This window comes from Enterococcus raffinosus, assembly GCF_001886185.1.
GTDB classification, from domain to species: Bacteria; Bacillota; Bacilli; order Lactobacillales; family Enterococcaceae; genus Enterococcus_A; species Enterococcus_A raffinosus.
The window spans coordinates 42,738-67,048 of record NZ_JXLA01000003.1 but is presented as its reverse complement, the minus strand read 5'-3'; the positions used below and the strand labels follow the sequence as shown (position 1 = coordinate 67,048).

At 42.5% G+C, this 24,311-nt stretch carries 23 protein-coding genes; 20 read left to right on the top strand and 3 right to left on the bottom strand.

Translation table 11 applies throughout. The features are described 5' to 3' along the window. The first annotated feature begins 8 nt into the window (after positions 1 to 8). From RV13_RS02110 to yjeM, 7 genes are all read left to right on the top strand, one after another. On the top strand, positions 9 to 578 hold the full coding sequence (locus tag RV13_RS02110; protein ID WP_010743654.1) for a UbiX family flavin prenyltransferase: 570 nt from the start codon (positions 9 to 11) through the stop codon (positions 576 to 578). Then, positions 571 to 957, top strand: coding sequence for a prenylated flavin chaperone LpdD (lpdD, locus tag RV13_RS02105; protein ID WP_028020502.1), 387 nt, complete (start codon positions 571 to 573; stop codon positions 955 to 957). Before RV13_RS02110 ends, lpdD begins: the two co-directional genes overlap by 8 nt. A gap of 151 nt (positions 958 to 1,108) precedes the next feature. Beyond that, the gene (locus RV13_RS02100; RefSeq protein ID WP_010743652.1) at positions 1,109 to 1,315 is read left to right on the top strand and encodes a hypothetical protein; all 207 of its coding nucleotides are present in this window, start codon (positions 1,109 to 1,111) and stop codon (positions 1,313 to 1,315) included. A 151-nt stretch (positions 1,316 to 1,466) separates the two neighbouring features. After that, complete coding sequence (locus RV13_RS02095) at positions 1,467 to 1,934, top strand: GyrI-like domain-containing protein (RefSeq protein WP_010743651.1); 468 nt, start codon at positions 1,467 to 1,469, stop codon at positions 1,932 to 1,934. A gap of 87 nt (positions 1,935 to 2,021) precedes the next feature. Further along, positions 2,022 to 2,780 carry an ABC transporter ATP-binding protein gene (locus RV13_RS02090; protein WP_010743650.1) on the top strand — a complete coding sequence of 253 codons (759 nt, stop codon included), beginning with the start codon at positions 2,022 to 2,024 and terminating at the stop codon, positions 2,778 to 2,780. Beyond that, a complete protein-coding gene (locus RV13_RS02085; protein ID WP_010743649.1) occupies positions 2,773 to 4,368 on the top strand; it encodes a hypothetical protein in 1,596 nt (531 codons plus the stop codon). The genes RV13_RS02090 and RV13_RS02085 overlap by 8 nt, the downstream gene beginning before the upstream one ends. Before the next feature lie 640 nt (positions 4,369 to 5,008). Continuing rightward, a complete protein-coding gene (yjeM, locus tag RV13_RS02080) occupies positions 5,009 to 6,496 on the top strand; it encodes a glutamate/gamma-aminobutyrate family transporter YjeM (RefSeq protein WP_010743648.1) in 1,488 nt (495 codons plus the stop codon). A gap of 46 nt (positions 6,497 to 6,542) precedes the next feature. Here the strand turns inward: yjeM and RV13_RS02075 are convergent, their stop codons facing one another. Both RV13_RS02075 and RV13_RS02070 read right to left on the bottom strand, forming a co-directional pair. After that, entirely contained in the window at positions 6,543 to 8,792 is a 2,250-nt protein-coding gene (locus RV13_RS02075) for an FtsX-like permease family protein (RefSeq protein WP_060789302.1), read from the bottom strand. Beyond that, positions 8,792 to 9,493, bottom strand: coding sequence for an ABC transporter ATP-binding protein (locus tag RV13_RS02070; protein WP_010743646.1), 702 nt, complete (start codon positions 9,491 to 9,493; stop codon positions 8,792 to 8,794). Before RV13_RS02070 ends, RV13_RS02075 begins: the two co-directional genes overlap by 1 nt. A gap of 167 nt (positions 9,494 to 9,660) precedes the next feature. On the opposite strand from RV13_RS02070, the gene RV13_RS02065 reads away from it, so the two are divergent. The 13 genes from RV13_RS02065 (at position 9,661) to RV13_RS02005 (ending at position 22,469) form a co-directional block, all read left to right on the top strand. Then, entirely contained in the window at positions 9,661 to 10,272 is a 612-nt protein-coding gene (locus tag RV13_RS02065; protein WP_010743645.1) for a TetR/AcrR family transcriptional regulator, read from the top strand. A 426-nt stretch (positions 10,273 to 10,698) separates the two neighbouring features. Further along, entirely contained in the window at positions 10,699 to 11,271 is a 573-nt protein-coding gene (locus tag RV13_RS02060; protein WP_010743644.1) for a helix-turn-helix domain-containing protein, read from the top strand. A 198-nt stretch (positions 11,272 to 11,469) separates the two neighbouring features. Continuing rightward, positions 11,470 to 12,561 (top strand): hypothetical protein, encoded by a 1,092-nt coding sequence (locus RV13_RS02055; RefSeq protein ID WP_010743643.1) that lies wholly within the window; start codon positions 11,470 to 11,472, stop codon positions 12,559 to 12,561. Positions 12,562 to 12,851: 290 nt separating this feature from the next. Further along, positions 12,852 to 13,280: a DUF3788 domain-containing protein gene (locus RV13_RS02050; RefSeq protein ID WP_010743642.1), complete on the top strand. Its 429-nt coding sequence runs from the start codon at positions 12,852 to 12,854 to the stop codon at positions 13,278 to 13,280. A gap of 525 nt (positions 13,281 to 13,805) precedes the next feature. After that, positions 13,806 to 14,888, top strand: a complete 1,083-nt coding sequence (gene serC, locus RV13_RS02045) for a 3-phosphoserine/phosphohydroxythreonine transaminase (protein ID WP_010743641.1) — start codon at positions 13,806 to 13,808, stop codon at positions 14,886 to 14,888. Next, positions 14,889 to 16,076, top strand: coding sequence for a 3-phosphoglycerate dehydrogenase family protein (locus RV13_RS02040; RefSeq protein WP_010743640.1), 1,188 nt, complete (start codon positions 14,889 to 14,891; stop codon positions 16,074 to 16,076). After that, on the top strand, positions 16,076 to 17,302 hold the full coding sequence (locus tag RV13_RS02035) for a DUF1015 domain-containing protein (RefSeq protein WP_010743639.1): 1,227 nt from the start codon (positions 16,076 to 16,078) through the stop codon (positions 17,300 to 17,302). The genes RV13_RS02040 and RV13_RS02035 overlap by 1 nt, the downstream gene beginning before the upstream one ends. A gap of 105 nt (positions 17,303 to 17,407) precedes the next feature. Further along, the gene (locus RV13_RS02030; protein ID WP_010743638.1) at positions 17,408 to 17,743 is read left to right on the top strand and encodes a PadR family transcriptional regulator; all 336 of its coding nucleotides are present in this window, start codon (positions 17,408 to 17,410) and stop codon (positions 17,741 to 17,743) included. 2 nt (positions 17,744 to 17,745) lie between these two features. Further along, complete coding sequence (locus tag RV13_RS02025) at positions 17,746 to 18,789, top strand: HAAS signaling domain-containing protein (protein WP_010743637.1); 1,044 nt, start codon at positions 17,746 to 17,748, stop codon at positions 18,787 to 18,789. Between the two features lie 172 nt (positions 18,790 to 18,961). Further along, the gene (locus tag RV13_RS02020; RefSeq protein WP_060789303.1) at positions 18,962 to 20,029 is read left to right on the top strand and encodes an SLC13 family permease; all 1,068 of its coding nucleotides are present in this window, start codon (positions 18,962 to 18,964) and stop codon (positions 20,027 to 20,029) included. A gap of 120 nt (positions 20,030 to 20,149) precedes the next feature. After that, positions 20,150 to 21,304, top strand: a complete 1,155-nt coding sequence (locus RV13_RS02015) for a trans-sulfuration enzyme family protein (RefSeq protein WP_010743635.1) — start codon at positions 20,150 to 20,152, stop codon at positions 21,302 to 21,304. Between the two features lie 194 nt (positions 21,305 to 21,498). Continuing rightward, entirely contained in the window at positions 21,499 to 21,957 is a 459-nt protein-coding gene (locus tag RV13_RS02010; protein ID WP_010743634.1) for a hypothetical protein, read from the top strand. A 5-nt stretch (positions 21,958 to 21,962) separates the two neighbouring features. Further along, a complete protein-coding gene (locus RV13_RS02005; protein ID WP_010743633.1) occupies positions 21,963 to 22,469 on the top strand; it encodes a prolyl-tRNA synthetase associated domain-containing protein in 507 nt (168 codons plus the stop codon). Between the two features lie 66 nt (positions 22,470 to 22,535). Here the strand turns inward: RV13_RS02005 and RV13_RS02000 are convergent, their stop codons facing one another. After that, on the bottom strand, positions 22,536 to 24,308 hold the full coding sequence (locus tag RV13_RS02000; protein ID WP_010743632.1) for a putative polysaccharide biosynthesis protein: 1,773 nt from the start codon (positions 24,306 to 24,308) through the stop codon (positions 22,536 to 22,538). Positions 24,309 to 24,311: the final 3 nt, after the last annotated feature.

Sequence of the window (24,311 nt, the reverse complement as noted above, 5' to 3'; positions counted from 1 at the left end):
TGAGACGAATGAAAAAACGAATCGTGATTGGCGTCAGCGGAGCCTCTGGAATCATTTACGCGATTGACTTGATCAAAAGATTAAAGGCCGATTCGACGATCGAGACCCATGGAATTATCAGTGACTGGGCGAAGCAGAATTTGAAGCTAGAATCCGAGGTGAGTCTGAAGGAGCTGGAGGGAATGCTGGATTATCATTACAGCAATCGCGATTTAGGCGCGGCAGTCGCCAGCGGTTCATTTTTAACGGATGGCATGGTAATCGTCCCGGCGAGTATGAAAACCGTCGCAGGCATATCCATGGGCTTTGGCGACAGCTTAATCTCGCGAGCGGCCGATGTCTCCTTGAAGGAGCAGCGAAAGCTGATTTTGGTTCCCCGAGAAACGCCGCTGAATGCGATTCATTTAGAAAATTTAACCAAATTGGCGCGACTAGGGGTTCAAATCATCCCGCCGATCCCAGCCTTTTACAGTCAGCCGAAAACAATAGAAGACATCGTGGCGCATCAGTCCATGAAGCTGATGGATGCTTTAGGAATCGAGAACCATGTCTCCGGGCGGTGGAAAGACAATGACTAAAACATTTTCCATTAAAAAAGTCGGCTATGAACTCTCGTTAAAGGCCGAATGGATCGGAAACGACCTGCTGCTGTGTCTTTATGGCGGAGACACACCGCATATTGGGACAGTGACTACTTTTTCAGCAGGTGATCTACAGGTTCAACGCTTTCCCAGCCATGATGGTCGGTTTCATAAAGATGACGTGTTAGCAGATATCTTGATAAAGAAAATTCAGGCAAAGCTTCTAGGAAATTGCGTCATTACGGCGGGCGTTCATGTGGATCATATCTCAAAAGAACAGATCGACGCCTCATTTTCAATGACGGAAGAGCTTGCGGCGGAGCTTCTGCTGTGGCTTGAAGAGCATCCCTTAGCAAAAGCCCCATTATACGAATAAGAAAAAGCTGCCTAGCGTGATAGTTAGGCAGCTTTTTAACGTAGCATCAAGATAATTTTTTGCAGGAAGAAATTTTCTTTTCCAAATGTGACATATGTCCTAATTGGTTTTCTGAAAAGGGACTAGAATAAGGGCATAGGAGGTGCTAAATATGATGATTCTTATTCTATTGATCCTGATTGTTGGGGTGCTTACTGGTGTTAGAAATCAACAGAAAGCAAAAGCAAATGCGACTTATTGGGCACGCATCAACGAACTTGAAGCACAACGCAAAGAACAAATCCTAGCGACCGCTATTAAAATGCAGCTGGACGATGTAGATGCAAAATCTGATCATGATTTGAAACAAGCGAGCTAATGGCCTCTAATTTGCTATGTTTTATTCGAAAGTTTGATTGCAATCCCTTCTCTGATATCATTAGTTTGATTGCAATCCCTTCTCTGATATCATTTCTAAGTTCTTTCAGGTAGACTAAAGGAAAATACTTAGTGGATAATTGGAGAGTGGAATGAAGTATACAATCAAAGAACTGCCAACTTTTTCAGTCATTGGTTTAGAACAAACGCTGACGGAAAAAAAGAGTCAAAATCTGGAACGCTGCCTATCGTTTTGGCCGTATTTTAATCAACAGCTGAAAAGAAATCGGCTTGGTCAAAAAGGGATATGGACGAAGTATGCTTTTATGACACGGCGAGAGGGTCAGTTCTATTATTTTTGTGGCATTCCTCAGCCAGAGACTGTACCGGTAAATTTTCTGTCGAAGGAGATTCCGACCTGTACCTATTTGGTGGTGGAGCATCAGGGTGCGATGAAGCATATTTACGCGACTTACGAGACCCTTTATCGGGAGCTTATCCCGAAGCTGGGTCTATCTTTGGAGCAAGTGGATTTTCTGCACTTTGAAAAATATGATGAAAAATTTCAGTGGAATCAAAAAAATTCGGTGATCGAAATTTGGGTTCCCCTGAAGGCCTAGGACACTCGAATGAGTGTTTTTTTCTTGGAGTTTATTGTCATGGAGAAGCTTTTTCCGTATAGTGATTGGTAAGGAGGGCGATAAAAGATGATTGAATTGACAGGTGTAACGAAAGTCTATGGTCAAAAAAAGGCCTTGGATAATTTAAGTTTAACAATAAAGGCTGGAGAAATCTTTGGCTTTTTAGGACATAATGGTGCGGGGAAATCTACCACGATCAAAAGCTTAGTTAGCATTATTGAACCTACGAGTGGAGAAATTTTGTTTGATGGGAAGAATTTAAAGGAAGATCGGTTGGCGATCAAGAAAAAAATTGCCTATGTTCCCGATTCACCGGATATGTTTTTACAATTGACTGCCAATGAATACTGGGACCTGATCTCAGCGGCCTATGAATTGAAGGGGCAGGAGCATCGTCGTCAAGAGCTGATTGAATTATTTGATTTAGTCGGTCATGAGGATGAAACACTGGAAAGCTTTTCTCATGGGATGCGTCAAAAGACGATCATTATTGGTGCCCTATTACCGGACCCGGATATTTGGATTTTAGACGAGCCCTTGCAGGGATTAGATCCGCAGGCAGCATTTGACTTGAAGGAAATGATCAAGCGTCATGCAGAAAAGGGCAATACTGTAATTTTTTCTACCCATGTTTTAGATACTGCGCAACAGCTGTGTGACGAATTAGCGATTTTGAAAAAGGGCGAGCTGATTTATAACGGCTCTGTGGAGGCTCTGCTGGAAGATTATCCAAATGAATCACTGGAAAGTGTCTACCTTAAGATGGCTGGGAGACAAGCAAATGGCGAGTTGATTTCTGAAATTGAGGAGGATGCTCATGAATAGTGGGATCATCAAGCGACTAATCGCGGTGAACATGCTCTATGTTAATCCTTCATCCACCAATCAAATTCGGAAAAAAGGATATAAGGGCAAAAAGGTCATTCGCAGTATCGCTCAGCAATACTTAATGTCGGGGGTCATTTTTCTAGCGATCTACGGGATTACGATGGTGATGATCGATTTCGCCAAATTACCCGGCTTTTTTACGTACTATATGATACTCTTCGCGCTGATCGGTTTTTCTCAGTCCCTCTCTGCTATTTTCAATGTCTTTTTCGAAAGTAAAGACCTGCAGGATTATTTGTCACTGCCGATTAAGCAGGGGGAAGTATTTATCGCAAAATTCTTAGCGGTGGGGATGACGATTGTTCCCTTTCTATTACCGTTATTGATTTTATTTTTTCTTACAGCCTTTAAAAGCGGCTATCCGATAATCCTTGCGGTAATTGGCGCGATAGTACTGTTTTTAATCTTTTTCATTTTACTATTCAGTTTGTGTAGTTTGATCGTCTTTGGGATGACGAAGACGAAGCTATTTCGTCAGCATAAAAAATTGTTTACCAGTTTGATGCTGGGTTTCTCAATGGTGGTTTCTGTCGGAGGTATCCTTGCCGTGAATTTTTCGCAAAATATGGTGGATCACTCGGCGGGTGTTCCTGACCGCCACCCCTTTGCGCTCTTTATGCCGTTTTATCATGTTATGCATGGAATGCTAACGGCGAAAGGTCTGCTGACTTTGGCAGGCTTGCTAATTCTGACTGGCCTATTGCTGTTGGCCTTGAGATTTTTCGTGGTTCCTAGTTTGTATGAGCAATTCAGCGATGAAGGCTCGCGTACCGTGGCAACAAAACGTAAACGAAAAGTCAATCAATCGTTGAAGAGGCAGTTAGCCAGCTACAACCATCAGCTGCTAAAAAATCCTAACCTGATTATGCAGGTGCTGACGTCCTCTTTGATTATGCCGATCGTAATGATCGGAACGATGGTGACGACCAATCCCATCAGCTTGCAGGAGTTGGGAATAAAGTTCATGGGTGTATTCTTCGTATGCGGGATCGTTTTCGCGGGGATCACTATCAACCAGACCTCTTTTGTCAGCAATCTGATTTCGCTGGATCGTGAAAACTTTGCCTTTATCCAGTCATTGCCGTTATCGTTGGAAAAATACCTGCGACAAAAATTTTGGGTAGGCTGTAAGATTCAGATGTGTATTTCTGGCGGTGTTGGCTTGATTATGGCACTTGTGCTGCGATTTCCTCTTTTCTTACTGCTTTCTTTTGTAGCAGGGATCTTGTGGGGGACTTATCTATTGTCTTTACATTTTTTCAGCCGGGATTATCGATTGATGAATCTTACCTGGACTAATGTCAGTCAGCTTTTCACTAGAGGCGTAGGAAATTATGGCTTGATGCTATGGATGTTTGGCACAATAATCATCGGTGTCTTACTGGTTACGCTATACGCTGTTGCGGTGGTCATGAATCTGAATCCTGTTTTTCTGAATGGCGGAGTCATGCTATGGTTAGGAATCTTGTCCGGAGCCTGGCTGTGGATCAATCGCAACAATTTTTGGAAAAAACTGGCTGATTAACGAAAAAAGTAGGAAAGAATCTTAACAGAGGTTCTTTCTTTTTTTGTCTTCAATGAAAGAATAAAAGTTAAGTTCGCTGTATAAATGTGTAAAAATGTAATCAATCGGATTAAAATATTTGCTTTTTTTGATTGATTATTGATGGATAAATGATGGCAAAACGATAAAATTATTTCAATCATTTTTTCATATTATTTAGTGCTTAGAAAATAAGAGGGGATTCTTCCTCTTTTTTATTAGTAAATGGCCTGTACTTTTTTAATTTTAAATAAAGCAGTGAAAGGAAAGGCAAGCGCTTTCTGTTTTTTAATAATTATAAATAAGCTTTGATATAACAAGCTTTTTTTAAGACGCTCACAGGAGATAAAAAAACAAAATTGATTTTTTCTTAGTGACACTTCAAATTATAGTTATTTTATCATTTAGAATGTGGCATTTTTCTAATCGAAGAAAGCGGTCTAAGTAAAGAATTATCTGAAAATTTCGACAATGCTGTTTCTTGCGCTTCGTGTTTTTTCATTGTAGAGTTACATTTAGGGTTTGCTTGTTTCTAAAGGATTCATGCTCAATTAATAACTAATTGAACATGAAAATCAGAGGACAAAAAATCCCGAGACAAAATTGAATAGGAGTGGTTTCAATGTCCAAAGCAGAAAAAGGCATGACGCTTGGCGCCTTGGTCATGATGATCTTTACCTCAGTATTTGGGTTTGCTAACGGTCCAGTGGCATTCTACCTGATGGGGTATGGCTCAATCGTCTTTTATGTCGTTGCTGCGATTCTGTTTTTCATTCCATTCGCATTGATGATGGCCGAATTCGGTTCTACTATCAAAGGTGAAAACAGTGGGATGTATAAATGGTTGGAGGTCAGCGTAGGTCCACGTTTCGCATTTATCGGAACATTCATGTGGTTTGCTTCTTACGTTGTCTGGATGGTTTCTACATCATCTAAAGTTTGGATTCCGTTTACTACGGCCTTTGCCGGAAGTGACCAAACGCAAAAGCTGCATCTACTTGGGATGAACTCAACACAAGTAGTTGGTTTGTTAGCATGTGTGTGGATGATCATCGTAACTTTGGTTTCAATTAAAGGGGTCAAAGGAATCGTCAAAATCACTAGCTTAGGTGGTCTTGCGGTAACTAGTTTGAACGTTGTTTTGATTGTGATTTCTGGAATTATTCTGGTTGCAAATGGGGGACACTTGGCTCAACCATTCAATCATATTTTACATTCTCCAAATCCTAGTTATCAAAGTCCAATCGGCTTGTTAGGCTTCGCGGTATTCGCGATCTTCGCCTACGGTGGTTTGGAAGCTGTTGGGGGCATGGTTGATAAAACCAAAAACCCTGAAAAAACGTTCCCTAAAGGAGTCGTCCTTTCAGCATTGATCATCTCTGTTGGTTATGCGTTGGGTATCTTCTTGTGGGGTGTAAGTACGAACTGGCAAGATGTTTTATCTGGTGATACAACAAACTTAGGAAATATTTCTTACGTTATGATGAACAACTTGGGTTATGTTTTCGGTGACGCGATTGGCTTAAGTCAAAGTGCCGCGATCAGTATGGGTAACTGGTTTGCTCGTTACACTGGTTTAGGAATGTTCTTGGCTTATAGTGGTGCCTTCTTTACCTTGACGTATTCACCATTGAAGACGTTGATCATGGGTACACCAAAGAAATTATGGCCGAAGAAATTCACTGAATTGAACGCGAACGGCATGCCAAGCTATGCAATGTGGGCACAATGTGGGATCGTTGTTGCAATCATCTTGATTGCTTCATTTGCGACACCAGATCCATCTGCCTTCTACAATATCTTGACATTGATGGCGAACGTTTCAATGACCTTGCCTTACTTGTTCTTGATCTATGCTTTCCCTAAATTCAAGAAAAAAGATGGTTTGGATCGTCCATTTGAAGTGTACAAATCTCATGGTATGACCATGGCGATCAGTGTGGTTGTCTTCTTATTAGTATTGGGTGCGAATATCTTTACGATCTTCCAGCCAATCATCGAAGGCGCTGGCGCTCGCGATACGCTTTGGATGATCGCAGGTCCAGTAGGATTTACAGTAGTAGGTATCATTCTTTACCAAAACTACGTACGTCGTTCAAAAGCAGAATAGGTTTAATAAAAAAAATTCTCTCAGCGAATGTCGCTGAGAGATTTTTTTATTCTGAAGGCTTCAATGCGGTAGCAAAGTCAATTCGCTTGATGCGGATCGTTAAGTAAGTCTGAACCAGCAGCATACAGACAAGCAGAACAAGACTAGCGATCATCAAGCTTTGAAAAGTAATATGAGGCAAATACTGCTGCTGATCAGTGGAAACCATCGCAACATATGCTTTAAGAAACAGCCAACCAGAAGGAAGCCCAAGCAGCCAGCCGACTAAGGTTAATAGAGAAGTCTCTAAAAAAGATAGGGATAGTACTTCTCGCTGTTTAAAGCCTAAAACCTTTAGCGTGGAGAATTCAATAAAGCGTTCGGAAAAGATCAATAAATGACAGTTCAGCATAATGGTTATCCCTAAAGCCAGAGCCGCTAAAATCAATAAAGACACAATCATTAAGATTCCTTCAATCAGTTTTTGGGAATCCTTAAATTGCTGCCGCTTCTCGCTTGTGCTGGCGATCATCGGTATGTCAGTCAATTGATCCTTTTCTCGCAATAATAGACTTTGCGGTCGAAAGGGCTGTTGGAGATTTTTCCAAGTGGTTTGTGAGAAAAACAATCCTTGCGGAGAAGAGACAGAGACTATTTTCTTGATAAATACGGGAAGCATCTGCTGCTGCAGCTTGATGTAAAGGGTATCACCAATCTGTACCTGCAGTTTTTTTGCCAAGGCTTCAGACAGGCCAATTTGATTCTCTGTGAAGTGTTGCAGGTCTGTTTCTGGCAGCTTTAGTTCATTTCCAGCTGATAGAACAAGTGCTGTGGTCGATTGCTCCTCTGAATCCTTTAGTACGGTGATGGTTTGCTGCTCCAGCCATTGATAATCAGAATCGAGTTTCTGAACAACCGCGTTTCTTTCATCCGAAGGCAAAGCGGTCTTAAAGGTGACTTTCTCCTCGTAATTATAGGTATCACGAAAGACAGAATCCAAAGAAAAATGAATCGAATCCTTTATCCCGAACGCTGCAATCAGCAGCAGCATACAGCCCATAGCCCCAAAAATCCCTAACACCGCACGCCGGCGATTTCTTTGAATATCCCGCAAGGTCCATTGTAAAGAAAATGGAAGATAGGCCCATAGCTTTGTCTTTTCCAGCCAGCTTCGTTTGTAGCGCTGCGTTGTTTGCGATTGTAGGATCGTTGCCGATAACTTGCCACTAAGCGCTCCTATTGGAAGTAGGGTAATTAGCATACTAAGCAGGACAACAAGTGCGACTGCCCAATAGCCGACAGAAGACTCTACCGATAACCAGGCTGGTACAGAAAACTGGTTGCCGATAGCGGCGATCAAGGCCGGCGAGAGCAGCTTCGGCCCTAGCATACAGCCGAAACTCGCCCCTAAAAAAGTCACGATCATGCTAAAGGAAAGGTAGTGGATTAGAAGCGTGCGGCGACGAAAACCTAGTGCCTTCAAGCCTGCGATTTGTACCTGTTGCTGCTTAACGAAGCGCCTCATCGTCGCTTCCATGGTAATCAAGGTCAGCAGTAGGAACAAGCTTGAAAAAAGAAAGGCCAAGCGGCGAACCTGCGTCACACGATCAAAGAAAATCGAGAGCCCGGCATGTTTTTGAGTCTCCGTCAATTGCCCGTAGTCATCTTGCCAAATGGAGGCAAGCTCCTTTTCCAGCCAAGGCGTGTTGCTGCTATCTGTTTTCAATAAGAGCTGATGGACTGGATAAAGAGGCAACTGCTCAAAAGTTTCCTGTGATACATAAGCATATCCGCTTTTTTTGTGATTCGGCAACGGCTGATCGTCGCTTCCCGTATGATAGATGAATTCTGGTTGACGAACGGTTCCTAAAATTTTATAGGATTGTTGTTCAATCACAAAGGCATCGCCAAGCTGATAATCACGTGCCCGAAAGAAGTCTTCATCTAGCCAGATCCCTGATCGATTCGAAAGTTTTGCCCCTTGAACTACCTGAGGTCTGCTAATAGAAGAATGATCGAAGGACAAAAGAGTCAATGAAAACTTGTCCGTCTGATACTGTCCGATGGAACGCTTGGCGACCTGTGTAATGTTTTCCAGTTTATTCGTTTGTTGTTCTTTGTCAGCGTCGAAACGAGAAACAGATAAAACAGTATCTGCTAATTGACTCTCCTTAACAAATTCCTTTCCAGTAACGTCCATTTGCTGACTGAGATGGAAGATGCCGGTAAAAATAAACAAACAAATAAAACTCATCAGAAAGACAGAGAGAAAGCTGATCCAGTTTTTGCGTAGATCCCGGAAGGTTTTTCTTACCATTACCAGTTCACCTCGTCAATCTCCAAAGGCTGTGGTTGACGAGTGTTTTTGACAATCGATCCGTCTTTTAAATACAAAACACGATCCGCGATTTTGGCAATCGATGCATTATGGGTCACGACGATGATCGTATGTCCATGGATGACCGACATTTCTTTCAGCAGGCGCAAGACTTGTTTTCCCGTTTCGCTGTCTAAGGCTCCCGTAGGCTCATCACATAGGATCAGCTGCGGATTTTTGCAGACGGCACGAGCGATAGAGACGCGTTGCTGCTCACCGCCAGAGAGCTCCTGTGGAAAGTTCGTCAGTCGATGAGAGAGCTGAACCTTTTCCAGAATATCCTTGGCTTGAAAAGGATTTTGAGCTATTTTTTGCGCGATAGACACATTTTCTAGGGCGGTTAGGGTGGGGATCAAATTGTAAAATTGAAAAATGAATCCCACCTTTTCCCGACGATAATCCGTTAACTCCTTTTCTTTATACTGATGAATCGGTTCCTGCTGGACGAACAATTCACCGCTGGTAGGCTTGTCCATACCGCCTAAAAGGTTCAACAGGGTGGTTTTACCAGAGCCGCTAGGTCCTAGAATCACGGTGAAATCTCCCTTATTTAGTGAAAAGGACACTTCTTTTAATGCAAGTATCTCGGTCGTAGCTGTTTGATAGCTCTTTTTTAGTTGTTTTGCCTGAATGTATTCCATCTAACCCCTCCAAATTGAACACTGTGTTGTTTTTTTATGATTTATAGTTTAAGCTTGATTTATGGATGGAACAACGAACAATTCCGTCGTGAATGTTCAAAAGTTAAACAATTCACGAATAAGTGTTCAAAAATTCAACAGATCCGATTAAATAGTTGGAGGAAACGATGTCGAATAAAACAGATCGTACAAGGGCCCATATCATCCAAACTTTTTTTAAGATGATGAATGAAATAGGTTTTGAAAAAATTACAGTTGCCAGTCTATCGAAACGAGCAAAAATCAATCGCGGCACATTTTACCATCACTTTGCTGATAAATATGCGATCTTAGAAGAGGTAGAGGAGGAGATTTTCTCCAATTTTCAGCAAGTTCTAGCGGACCATGTCGGCTGGACAGTAACGGAAAAGATTGATAAATACGGCCGTAATCAAGTGGGAAAGTTTTTCGAGGAAGCCTGTTTAGTGGTTATGAATTTTTTGTATGAACGAAAAGAAACGGCGCAAATACTGCTAGGGGATTTCGGGCGCCCGCAGTTCATTGAAAAATTGGAGCGAGCCTATATTTCTGAGGTCCAAAAGAAGATCCGTCTGAGTTCAGCGGCGTTTACCGAACTGGAAGAGCTGCAACAGGATTTCATTTATTATGGTGCAATCGCCATTGTTAAGCGATGGATTCGAAACGGGGCGAAGGAGTCACCGGAAGAGATCGCACAAGTCATCTCTAAGTGTATGACCTTTCCACCTATCGAGCTTTTTGAAGCGATTGAACAAGGATAAAAAGGTTCATTTTAAATTTTTTATGAGATAACTATTTTAGTCTTGTTGTTATTTTAAAAGTGCGAGACTTTCAGATTGAAAGGAACAAGTGGATTAGATTGAGCATCGGGTTTTCCACGGTGCAATGGCTAGTAACCGGAATTCAATAAAGGAAGATTGGTTCTTTGCCTGAGAATTGATTCGATAGCGGTGCATCGAATCGAGCGGATAATTTATCTGAAGCTACAATTTTCGGACGAATAAAAGTGTAGGTATGTAAAGTGAGAGAAACATTTTTGGAGAAGATTTGTTGTCCGGAAACGTTGTTGTATCAAGCTTAATCAACTTGATAAAGTCTTTTGACAGGGGACATAGGGCCGATGACAAAGAGTTTTGCTGGTGCCGATCAGCAGAAAGTCATAAGGTGAGGATGAAGGAGCGGATGAAATGAATTTAAGCAAGCAGATTAAGAAATTACGAGAAGAGGCTGGGTACTCCCAAGAGGAGCTATCTGAAAAAATCTATGTTTCGCGTCAAACAATTTCAAATTGGGAGAACGAACGTAGCTATCCGGATATCCATAATCTGTTATTACTGAGTGTTCTTTTTAACGTGACTTTAGACGAACTTGTCAAAGGAGACGTGGAAACGATGAAAAAAGTGATCAATAAAGATGAGATGAATAAGTACAGTTATATTATGGGAGGGACGATTCTGGCGGCCGCTATTTCTTTTGGACCGGTATGGAAAATCTTCGGGGATAAAGGTCTCTGGATTCCCTTTATTCTTTGGTTGATTGGTATGTGGGCAGCGATAAAAATCGAGAAGATCAAAAAGGAAAAGAATGTCAAAACGTATAAAGAAATCGTTGCCTATATGGAGAGTGGAGATGTAGAGGAAAAAAGACAGGAAAGAAGCTTTGGGAAAGATTTAGCAACTAAGATACTTATAGTGGTGACATTTACGGCAATAGTATCCGCAATCGTTTTATTGAGTCTCTGGATCAGCGGAATGTTTTAAAAATCTTTTTCATAGGGCTTAGAAAGGTTGCGAAATCAGCCTTTTTAGGCTTTTTTTATTTTCTAAATAGCCACAAAAAAGTTGCTTATTTTTTTATTTTTTCTTTTTTTAAAGAATTCGTCTTTTTTTAGTCTCAGCGGTATGATAGTTGTAAGAAGTTTTTTAAAGGAAAGAAAAAGTGAGAGGAAGCGAAATGCCATGAAAAAAATCCAACAAGTCAAACCCTTGAGTCAAGTTCAACTGTTTGTGACCAAACGCCCTACGCTGGAGGCAAAAGTGACAAGCTATTTTGAGCACTCAAGAGATGTATCCGCTATCATTCAGTACGCTGTTGCGATCATGATAAAGAATGCCTTGGTTCTAAGCGATTATTCTTATTTTTTGAAAGACTTGATTCGAGAAATATTCCTGACGGCCGAACCGAGCGACATTTTGCGCAAGAATCTCAGCTATTTCAAACCTTATTTCAAAAGCGGCGAGTTTGATGTGATCATCAAACGGCTATTTAAAAATAAAAAGGATTATCTGCAATGTTCCGAGGAGGCTCGTCTGATTAGCAAGTATTTACACACTGAAACGGCAGCACCTAATGAGGGATCTGAGTATCATTATCACCTTATTACCGTATTTAAAGCATCCAACGGTAAGAAACATACGTGGACCTTGAGAGATATTCATCCAGCGGTTGCTCATGAGGAAAATTGTGAACAAACCCATCTTCTATTAAAGTTATTAACCACACTAACACTATTCCAACAAGAAGATGTCCGAAAATTCGCGGAGTTTGTCAAATTTGATTATTTTAAAGCTGCCAATGTCTCCCATTATGAGGAACCACAAGAGGAGGTTCCAGTTCCAAGTGAAGAACCGAAAGAAAAGGTTACGATTAGGGTGCCTCACGGCTTTGATCCAAGAACCTTAAGTGATACAGAGGCTATGGTCTTAATTCAGGCGCACATGCCGGAAGGGAAAACCTTCGATGATATCGAGGTTCTGTTTGTCGAGCGTCCAGCCGATCCTGTAGCAGAAAAAGAACCGGGAAGTGTTGTACCACCGACGATTACTGATTTTGTCCAAGAACAATCCACACAGGCAGCTGCCCAGAGACCGCTAGAAGAGGAAAGCCCCGTTGCCATTGCCGAACCGCCAAAATACGATAGAGCTGCCAAACGATCGTCCAATAATCGCCCGCTTAGTGGTAGGCAGCTATCGGCCCTTAGTTTGATCGAGGCTTGGAAAGGGAATGGGCGGAAAAAATCGAATCAGGGTAGAAAAAAGAAAAACGAGTAATTTTTGCCATCGTCAGTTGGCTTATTTTTGCTAGCGTAAACCGCTAATAACAATTTTTTTGCATTCAGTGAATCTTTTTCTTTAAAAAAGACGGAGTTGATTCTTATGAATCCAGTGGCGCTTTTACTTAAATTTAAACGTCATTTCAAGATACTTGAAAACATTTAAAACCCCAAAAAATTTTTCTTAAAAAAGAGCACTACTAAACAAGTGACTGGTTAAACGTCATGTTATAATTTTTTTATAGGCAAAAAAAGGTCGAGAAGGTAGTCTAAAAAAGGGGCGAAATTATGGGGAATAAATGGGATAAGATGAACAAAGCAAGCGTACCAGAACTCTCTACGATTACAGAGTGGGTGAACGATGAATTATGGAATGATCTTTTGGCATATATGGATACCACCTATAAAGCGCGGATCAGTATAGATTATAGCGGCTGCGGTATGGCACCAGGCTGGAATGTTAAATTTAAAAAAGCTGGGAAAAGCTTGTGCACCCTCTATCCACAAGAAGGGTGGTTCGTGGCTTTGGTGGTCATCGGTCAAAAAGAGAAAAGCGAGATGGAAGAAACATTGTGGACCTTTACTGAGTATACCCAAAATCTGTATCGCCAAACCAAAGAAGGCATGGGGCAACGCTGGCTGATGTTTGAGGTGAGGAACGCTGAAATCCTTGAGGACGTGAAGCGGGGAATGCTGCTGCGGCGCAAGGTGAGCTGAGATACAGCAAATGAGAAGAATGATGAAGGGAATCTGTGGCGTATTTTCAGGATTCAGATCGCTTAGGAAATGGTAAATACATTTTATATAATCAAGTTGATCTAAGTAATCTTAGTCAAAGTAAAGAAATGACTATATCTTCTAAGTATCAAATAGTTAAAAAAGTATCCTAAAGTTGATAGCAATTTTAGGATACTTTTTTATTGTCTATTTGAAAAGATGAGAAAGTACTATTGCCCTTACAGAGTGAAGAACCAGAAATCTTCAATTAATTCTATAGTTGGACAAAATGGTTTTAATAAAGAGAGTCTTTATATGTAAGAAATACTGAAAATTTCAGATAAAAATTCAAATTACAGTGAAATTAATTTAGAATTAGGCTTTTATCATTTAAGGACATCTGTTATAATTGTCATCACATCTTGATGGTGGGTAGCGGCTTGTTTACAATGCGATTTACTGCTAAAGAGCTAGCCATCCTTAAGCTGGATTAAATTTTATAAAATGAAAAAGGAGAGAATAAGTATGACGATTTACAATTTTTCTGCAGGTCCCGCAGTACTACCAAAAGCTGTGTTGGAGATCGCACAGTCCGAGATGCTTAATTACAAAAATAGCGGCATGTCGGTGATGGAGCTGAGTCATCGTTCCTCCTTATTTGAAGAAATCATTCAATCAGCCGAAAGCTTGCTAAGAAAGCTGATGGCGATTCCAGATAATTACAAGGTCTTATTCTTACAAGGCGGTGCGAGCTTACAGTTTACGATGGTACCGTTGAACTTGGCGCAAGGGAAAAAAGCCTTATATGTCAGTACTGGTTCATGGTCTAAGAAAGCTATTAGTGCAGCTAAGGCCCTTGACAATGTGGAGGTTGAAGTCATCGCCTCTAGTGAGGATAAGAATTTCACCTATATTCCAGAACTGCCGGAAGCTGTCGATCAAGACGCAGCGTACGTGCATATTACAACGAATAATACAATCGAAGGAACGGCATATGCTAAGATTCCATCATTCGGCAACGTCCCAGTCGTGGCTGACATGTCTTCAAACATTTTAGCGAATGACTATAAAGTAGAAGATTTTGGTGTGATCTATGCTGGTGCACAAAAAAATATCGGACCGGCTGGATTGACTGTTGTCATCATTCGTGAAGACTTGCTCAATCAAGAGGCGATTTTCTCACCAATGCTGGATTATGCGTTACAAGCGAAAAACAATTCTCTTTATAATACACCACCGACTTATGCTATTTATATCGCGAAGTTGGTTTTCGAATGGGTGAAGGCACAAGGCGGTGTGGCAGGGATCACTGAAAAGGATCAGCAAAAATCTCAGCTTCTGTATGACGCGATTGAAAAATCCGCTCTGTTCAAGAGTCCAGTCGAAAAAGCGAGTCGTTCAATCACGAACATTCCATTTGTTACAGGCGATGAAGCCTTAGACAAGGCCTTCAACCAAGCCGCTTTAGCTGAAGGGTTTGAAAACTTGAAGGGGCACCGCTCTGTTGGAGGAATGCGGGCGAGTCTATACAATGCCTTCCCGATCGAGGGCGTTGAAGCATTAGTCGCGTTCATGGCGAAGTTTGAAAAGGAAAATGGAGGGAAGTAAATGTTTCAGATTAAAACATTCAACGCGATCGCTCCTGAAGGAATGGCGCGTTTTGATAAAGAAAATTACCGTATTAACGAAAGTGAAGAGCCGGACGGCATTATTTTGCGCAGCCAAAAGCTCCATGATTATGATTTTCCAGAATCAGTCTTAGCCGTTGCCCGTGCAGGTGCTGGGACGAACAACATTCCAGTCAAAGAATGTACAGAAAAGGGAATCGTTGTCTTCAATACCCCGGGGGCCAACGCCAATGCGGTAAAAGAATTAGTCGTAGCGAGCCTGCTGCTGTCGGTTCGTCCGATGGTTCAAGGAATCGAGTGGGTGCAAACCTTAGAAGGCGCAAACGTGGACGAACAAGCAGAAGCACAAAAATCGCAGTTTGCCGGAACCGAATTAGAAGGCAAAAAACTGGGCGTGATTGGCTTAGGTTCTATTGGCGCGATGGTTGCCAATGATGCGTATCGATTGGGCATGGAAGTAACGGGATATGATCCATATGTTTCAGTGGATACCGCTTGGAGTATTTCACGTCGGGTGAAACGGGCGAAGGACTTGAAGGAAGTCTTGACCAATTGTGACTTTGTGACGATTCACGTACCGTTAACAGAACATACTCGGCATCTGATTAGCACTGAAGAGCTGATGCAAATGAAGAAAACGGCTCATCTATTGAATTTTGCTCGCGGTGAGATCGTGGATACAGATGCGGTAGTGAAGGCGGTCAATGAAGAGCGAATCGCTGGTTTTACGACGGATTTTGCGGAAGAAAAATTACTGCATAACGATAAAATTACTGTGTTGCCTCACTTAGGCGCGTCAACCGAAGAAGCAGAAGTAAATTGTGCGAAAATGGCCGCGCGGGGCTTGAAGCGTTTCTTGGAAACAGGTGTTATTAAGCGTTCTGTCAATTTCCCGAATGTCGAAATGGCTTTTGATTCGCCTTACCGAATCACGATCATCAATAAAAATGTGCCTAACATGTTGGGGTTGATTGCGTCTGATATCGCTTCTTTAGAGGTGAATATTGACAACATGGTGAACCGCGGGAAAGATGACTTCGCCTATACCTTAGTGGATGTTTCAGAGACGAACCCAGACAAAATTGCTGCGATCGTTGAGAAATTAAGTCAAAATGAAGGCATTATCCGTGTTCGAGCAATCCAGCGGGATGAGGAGAGTGAATTTTAATGGTACAAGTTCATCCTTTTAAAGGAATTCGTCCAGCGAAAGATTTGGCTGATAAGGTAGCGGCATTGCCCTACGATGTGGTGAATTCCCAGGAAGCCAAAGATTTAGCAGCAGATAATCCTTACAGCTATTTTCATATCGATAAAGCGGAGATTGATTTGCCGGCGGAGCTTTCGCCTTATGACCAGCAGGTTTATCAAAAAGCGGCAGATAACTTAGCCATGTTTTTAGAAAAAGGCTGGTTGTTCAAGGAAGACGCAGACTATTTCTACTTATATGAATTGGTGATGGATGGCCGCAGCCAAACCGGGATCGTAGCCTGTACAGCCATCAGCGACTATATCGATGAAAAAATCAAGAAACACGAGTTTACGCGCCATGAAAAAGAAATCGACCGTATGAACCACATTCGCACCTGTGATGCCAATACGAGTCCGATTTTCTTGAGTTATCGTCCGCAGGAAGAAATTCAAGCCATCGTCAAAAACTGGCAAAAAGAACATGCACCTGTCTACGACTTCACCAGCTACCACGAGGTGACGCATCGTGTTTGGGTGGTGGATCAAAAAGCGACCATTGAAAAATTGACGACGCTATTTACAGCTGTGGATGCTTTGTATATCGCAGACGGACACCATCGTACTGAATCCGCCGTGAAGATTGGCTTGGAAAAACGAGAATCTGGCGAGCAAAATCCTGAGACAGAACAGTTCTTGTCGATTATTTTCCCAGAGGATGAATTAGCGATCTGGGAGTACAACCGCGTGTTGAAAACTGCGCCACCCGCTGACTTCATGGATCGTTTGAGTGAAAATTATCAGGTCGAAAAAACAGGTGTCAAAAAGCCTGTAAAAGCCGGCGATTGCCAGCTGTATGACGGAACTGCTTGGTATACTTTAAGCATCAAACCTGAAAAGGTGCCCAATGATCCAGTAGAAAAACTGGATGTAGCCTTGCTGCAAAAATATGTCTTAGAAGATATTTTTGAGATCATGGATATTCGCACTGATAAACGCATCGACTTTGTCGGCGGTATTCGGGGAACGGAAGAGCTGGAAAAACTAGTTGACTCCGGCGATTGGAAGCTAGCCTTTTCAATGTATCCAACGCAAATGACCGATCTTTTAGATGTGGCCGATGCGAAGAAAATCATGCCGCCGAAATCGACATGGTTTGAACCAAAGCTTTTAAGCGGCTTGTTCCTGCATGATTTAGAAACAAAATAAACATTGAACTCTCGAATTTTTCGGGAGTTTTTTTCTTTTTAACAATATTATGCTGTTGACTATGATGTGTATCACACAGTATAATGAGTGTGAAGAGGTGATCATATGTCAGACAAAGATATTGTTCAGAACTATGTGACAGAATTAAAGAGAGGGAGTTTGGTTTTGGCTGTTTTAGGCAGCTTAACGACACCTCATTACGGCTATGCGCTTTTACAGACAATGCAGGAAAAAGGGATCGAGATCGAAGCAAACACACTTTACCCTTTACTGCGACGTCTTGAGAAGCAGGAGCTGCTGGTAAGTGACTGGGATACGACCGAGAGTAGACCGCGTAAGTATTATTCTATCAGTCCAATAGGGCTAGAAGTGAGGTCTGAGTTGTTGGAGGAATGGAAGAAAATGCAAAAGAATATTGCAGAAATCTATCGGGGGAGATAAAAATGGAGAATTGGATTGATCGCTACGTCTTCGCGGTGGTAGAACACCTGCCGGAGAAGGAACGGGCTGAAGTAGAACGAGAGTTAAGAAGTAATATCTATGATATGCTGTCGGATAATCCAAGTGAAGCAGAAATAGAGCAAGTGCTGCAAAAGATGGGTTCGCCCGCAGCTTTGGCTGAAGAATACCGACAAAATCCGCGCTACTTGATTTCTCCACAAGTTTACAATGAATATATTCGGCTCTTGAAACTATTGGTTCCGATTGTTGGGATCTTGACAGCAATCATTGGAGCTGTGACGGGAGCCTTTGAGGTTCTCCAAGGAGACAATCAATCTGTGAATAAAATTGTCCAAACTATTTTCCAGAGTGGAATTAATAGCGGTGTTTCAGGAGTGCTGCAAACGTTGGTCTGGACAACGATCGGTTTTGTAATCGCAGAACGAACGGGTATCTTTGAAAAACGCAAAGATGCAGAGTGGAAATTGTCAGATCTGGCACCTGTTACTGTCGAAAAACTTATTCCGATCTCTGATGCGGTTGCCGAATTGGCTGTGACCATTTTATTTGGTGGTTTATTGATCTTATGGGCGCTGGATATTTTGCCAAGCGGTTCTTTCATTTCAGGTACTGGAATCATTGATGAACCGTTATTCAGCGATAGTTTTGTTTTCTTTCTAATTCCTGTCTTGATCGTCGGAATCGCATTGACTGTAATTGCTAATATCTATAAGCTGCTCGACCGCCGTTGGACCAATCGAGTATGCGCCTGGGTCATTGCGGATAATGCGATCACCGCTGTCATGTGGGCGTTTCTGCTGATGCATAGAAATATTTTTAGCTCTGAATTGGTTGCTTCTCTTAGCGAACGGACGTGGTCAGAAGGAGACATCATTCATTATATATCGATCGGGGAAACTGGGAAGATCAGACTGATCCTAGCGGGGATCATCGTTGTCATATCGCTGATTCAAATCATTGCTGTCTTTTTTCATCGGGCAAAAGTGGTCTCTTTTCAAGATAATTACTATCGAAAAAGTGCATAAAAGAAAAGACCTCTTGAATCGTGAATTGCAAGCCATAAGTTAGATTTTTGGTCTGACTTTTGTGGATCAGTTCAATTCGAGAGTCTTTTTTTGTTTAAATTTTAGTCTCTGAGGTATTCTAATAAGGGAGGTGAGACTAATAAAGAAGTTAGAAAATTATTTTCGTAAGAATATGTTACTCACTATCTCGCTGCTGTTAGCCATCATCAGTTGCTTGATTGGGCGCTTTTCAGCAGCTTTCATTGACTATAAGGTAATCTTCAGCCTGTTTGGTTTAATGCTGTTGATTCAAGGCTTCGAGCAAGTGGGACTGCTGCGATTCGTCGCGCAAAAATTACTTCACTATTCAAAAAACAGCCGGCAGTTGGTTCAGTTAATGATCCTTCTATCATTGGTTGGTTCGATGTTTTTAACGAATGATGTGGCGATTTTGACCTTGCTGCCGATTTATTTTAAGCTGCTTTCGGTATTGCCGAAATTTAAGGGGCGTTTGCTAGGTAGTGTGTTGATCATCGTTGCGGCAAATTTGGGCAGCAGTTTCTTCCCTTTTGGTAATCCGCAAAATCTATATTTATATGATTACTATCAGGTGCCATTGGGTCAGTTTTTGAGCTGGATGTCTTTGGTTTTACTATTTAGTTTCTTCTCATTATTCCTTTTGACTCTACTGGTAGCAAAGGAATCCTTGAAGGAAATCGAGCTGAAAGAGAATCAGTTTGACCGTAGAGAAACGTCTTTATTAATCGGGCTGATGCTAGTGATGATTTTGGTGGTTCTGAATGTCTTGCCTTATCAGTGGGTCATTCCAGTTATCGCTTTGATTGTCTGGTTTTATCGACGGGAATTATTTCGTAAAGTGGATTATGGCTTGCTGCTGACCTTTGTCTGTTTTTTTATCATCGTGGGAAATATCGGCGATGCTGAGTTTATCAAACGCTTTTTACAAGCGTTAAGCGGCAAACAAATTTATTTGGCAGGGTTAGGCTTGAGTCAGGTCATTTCCAATGTCCCCGCAGCCTTTTTAATCGCGCCTTTTACTTCGAATCAGCAAGCGGTTATTCTAGGTGTAAATATCGGCGGGTTAGGGACACTATTAGCCTCCTTAGCCAACCTGATCGGCTACAATTTGTTTCGCACGTATTATCCGAATGAGACGAAGAAGTTCCTTGGTTTGTTTAGTGTGGTCAATTTTGGTCTGCTTCTGTTCTTGGGAACGATCTTTTATTTCTTTATCCATTAAAAAGCGCCAAGAATTCCTAAAAATAAGCTAAGTTTCTTATGGGAATTCATCCAAAAATGATGAAAACGCTTTAAATAGTGTTAAGCTAATCCTGTGAGTAATGACTAAGGGGGATTTGTGATGAAAGATAAGACAAAGCTGATTCATGGCTATCATGCGTTTGATGAAGAGACTGGCGCTTCATCCATTCCGATTTACCAATGTTCAACCTTTAAGCAAGCATCTATTAAAGAGGGACAAGCGTATACGTATTCCCGTTTCGGCAATCCAACGAGAACGGCTTTAGAAGAGGCTGTCGCGGCTTTAGAAGAAGGAAAATATGCAACAGCCTTCGCCTCGGGAATGGGCGCGATCTCGGCGGTGCTGTTGAGTTTTAATCAAGGCGATCATCTAGTGATGTGTAAAAGTATTTATGGAGGGACCTTCCAGTTAGTCAATGAAGTGATGAATCGCTTCGGTATTGAAGTGACCTTCGTTGATGAGACTGATCTTACGGATTGGAAGCATGCGATTCGACCAAACACCCGCGGTCTTTATTTGGAGACTCCTTCGAACCCGTTGCTTTCGGTGACTGATATCGCGGGGGTGGTGGCGCTGGCTAAAGACCATCATTTAGTAACCATCATCGACAATACCTTTATGACACCGCAATTTCAGAAACCATTGGCTTTAGGGGTAGATGTTGTGATCCACAGTGCCACGAAATTCATCAATGGTCACAGCGATGTGGTAGCAGGATTGGTCGTAACAAATGATGAGGAATGGCATACTCAAATCAAGCTGCAGCAAAAAGTTCTAGGCGGCATCTTAGGCGTAGAGGACTGCTGGCTGACCATGCGGGGCTTGAAAACCATGAGTTTGCGGATGGAGCAGAGTGCCCGCAGCGCTGAGAAGATCAGTGAAATGCTAGAAAAGCATCCGGTGGTACAAAAGGTTCATTATCCAGGACTGCCAAGCCATCCAGGTCATGAAGTTCATAAACGTCAAGCCACTAGCGGTGGAGCGGTACTGTCTTTTGAGCTGGCGAATCAGGAAGCTGTTTATACGTTTGCGGATGCGTTGCAGCTGCCGATCGCGGCGGTGAGTCTAGGGGGTGTCGAATCTATTCTATCCTATCCGATCACTATGAGTCACGCCTGTGTGCCAAAAGAAGAGCGCGACAAACAAGGTGTAACCGAAGGACTGCTGCGGCTGTCTGTAGGGATCGAGGATACTGAGGATTTGATCGAGGATTTAGAGCAGGCTCTTACAAAAGTTCGCTTAACTGTAAAATAAGAGGATAGGAGAGGACAAAAAGCTTTTGTCCTCTCCCTTTTTACGAACAAATGGCAACTTCTTCGGAAGAAGGGGGATTTCTTGAAGCCAACCACTTCTCTCATAAATATCGTCTAGATCTTTTTAGAAAAATCGTTCCCTTAACTTGAAGGATTTCGGTATAATGGTATCATCTCTTAGAGGAAGTGAACGTCATGATTGAGAATCTTTTGCGCCCAGAAGTCTTGCTTTCGAACGTGGTTGTTTGTTTAGCGACTTTTTTAATTACGCGGTGGGCCATAAAACGAAAAGAAAAACCGCAGCAGCGAAAGGAAGTTGTCCAAGCACCAGAACGGACGGCGGATGGCTGGGCCGTTTTGGAAGCTTCACTGGCTACGCTGCAATCTTATAAAAAAAATCTGAATACATACGGCTACGCCTATTTTCAAGAAACGACCCCGATCGTGGTTAAGCAGTTGAAGGCCGAAGCAGGCAGCTTGATTCCTTCAGAGTCAAATAAAGCCATCCCAGCGTTGCTGGAAGAAAATTATGAGACATTGGAGGGCTTCCAGCAGCGCGACGTGTCAGATACGAAAAAGCTGGAATTAGAAGTATTGAATCACGTCAATAAAACCATCATTACGTGGCGCAATCTTTTAAAAGAAAGCAGGTGAGAGAAATGACCAAAGCGACGGATACGGAAGTATATCAACTGCTGGAGAAATGGCAGATTCCTTATGAGCGTGTGGATCACAAGGCGGTGTATACGGTGGCAGAGATTGATTTTTCAATTGATGGGACCGACGTGAAAAATTTATTGATGAAGAGCAAGAAAAGTCATCACTATTATTTTGTGATCTGTCCTGGAGAAAAGCGTTTGGATATCAAAGCACTTGCCAAGGAGTTGGGAGAAAAGCAATTGTCCTTTGCCTCAGAAGCAGAACTTTTTGAGCTGCTGGGCTTAGAGCGAGGCTCTGTAACACCATTGGCTTTGCCTCATGATCGAGAGCAGCGAATTACGCTGGTAATTGATGAGGTCATTGATCAATCAGAAAAAATCGGGTTTCATCCCAATATAAATACAGCGACACTGGTGATCGCCTTTCGTGATTTCCAACGATTTTTATCGAACCTGTCTATCGAACCACACTATTTAACCATTCCGGAAAAACAGCCCGAAGCGTAAGCTTTGAGCTGTTTTTTGCGTAGACAAAAAACTCCCCACAGAATTATCTGCGGGGAGTGAAGCTGTTTAGCGCATGTGTAAACGACGACGGATGCCGTCCACTCGTGGACCTAATAATTTGTCGGCCATGCGTGTCTTTAGTGCTAAGATCATGTAGGTGAAGCCGCCAAATGCAGCGACGATTAAAATAATGATCATTGATTGAACCTTTGAATCCGCACTTAAGAATTGTTCACAACCAAATTTCACGACGAAAGCGACTGCCCCCATGATGAGCGACATCACGGTGACCTTAATGATCGATGTCACGGTTTCTCTAAATGGAAACTGTGAGATAACATGGATGCGGTCTAATAGGAACATGTTTGCGACCAAGAAACCAACAAAGGTTGCGATTAGTGGCCCATAGGCTTCAAACAAAAAGGTCAGTGGGAACTGCGCGACGATTTTGACAAAGATCCCGATCGCTAAAAACCAGACGGCCTGCATATTGCCATCCAACCCTTGGAGCATAGTAGAGCAAACCATGAATAATCCCATCATGATCCCCACCACACAGGAAGCGGCTAATAAGTCCGATCCTAATTGATTTGGCCAGTAGAACAGCGTGTTCAATGGATACGCCAGAACGAACATTCCGACAGTTGCCGGCATCATGACGAAGAACAGCAATTGGATATTGTTCGTGACTAATTTTGCTAACCCTTGGTGATCTTTTTTCGTAAAGCGTTCTGTGATCAATGGCAGACCAGCGGTTGCCATTGCGGTACCTAGCGCGATGACCACCATTGTTAATTTGTCCGGGTTTGCAGAGATCAAGGCGAATAAATCAGCGTTTGTGGCAGCGGAATTATCCGTCACGATCGACATGATTTTTTCAAAGGAGTATTGATCGATCAATTTAAAAATACTGATGGCACTTCCCACGATAATGAACGGAATCGCTTGTTGAATCATCTGTAAAACCAATTGTCGGCCAGAGAAGGTGATCTGATTGTTACTTTCTCTAATAAGCTCGCGAAAGGCGCTTCGTTCCTTCAGCAGTGAGAATAGCAGAACCCCCATTGCAAAGGCTACCCCAATAAAGGCGGCGAAGGTCGAGTGAACCACAGCAGTCTTGTAGCTGCCGTTGTTGATCTGCATGATGATAAAAGCCGAAGCCAACATATAGCAGACCCGAGCGATTTGTTCGACAATTTGTGAGATCGCGTAGGGCTTCATGTTGTTGTTTCCTTGGAAGAAGCCGCGAATCACACTCATAGCAGGGAAGATCAGTAGTACGACGCTTAAAGATCGCATCACCGGCACCAAATCAGCATTTCCTTGAGAAAGATAAGGGGCGCCCAAAAACATGATGGCGGCACAAATAATCCCGCCGATGGTCATCAACCGCATCGTATAAAACAGCAGCTTTTTACTTAATCCATATTCATTCATAGAATTATAACGAGCGGTCTGCTTCGCTACCGCCGCTGGAATCCCAGCGGTCGAGATCATCAGAAAGAGGGCATAAACGTTATACCCTTTTGTGTATAAATAATTGGCCTCCAACCCATGAGGCTGCATCCAAGCGATCCATGGAATAACGTAAACCGCTCCTAATAGTCGGGAAAAGATGTTGCCGACGGTCAGCCATGCGGTGCTTTGCACCATTTTTTCTTGTGCCGTTGCTTGTTTTTTAGGTTGCGGCGCGACGGGTTCGGTCGGCTCAACCTCTGTTACTTGAACGGCTTTCCTTTTTCTTTCCTTTTTCGGCGGTGCGGCCGCTTCGGTATGATAACGAGCCATCCGCGAGGGTGTTTCTCGGAACTCGTTTTCGTGTGTATTATTATCAGTCATATT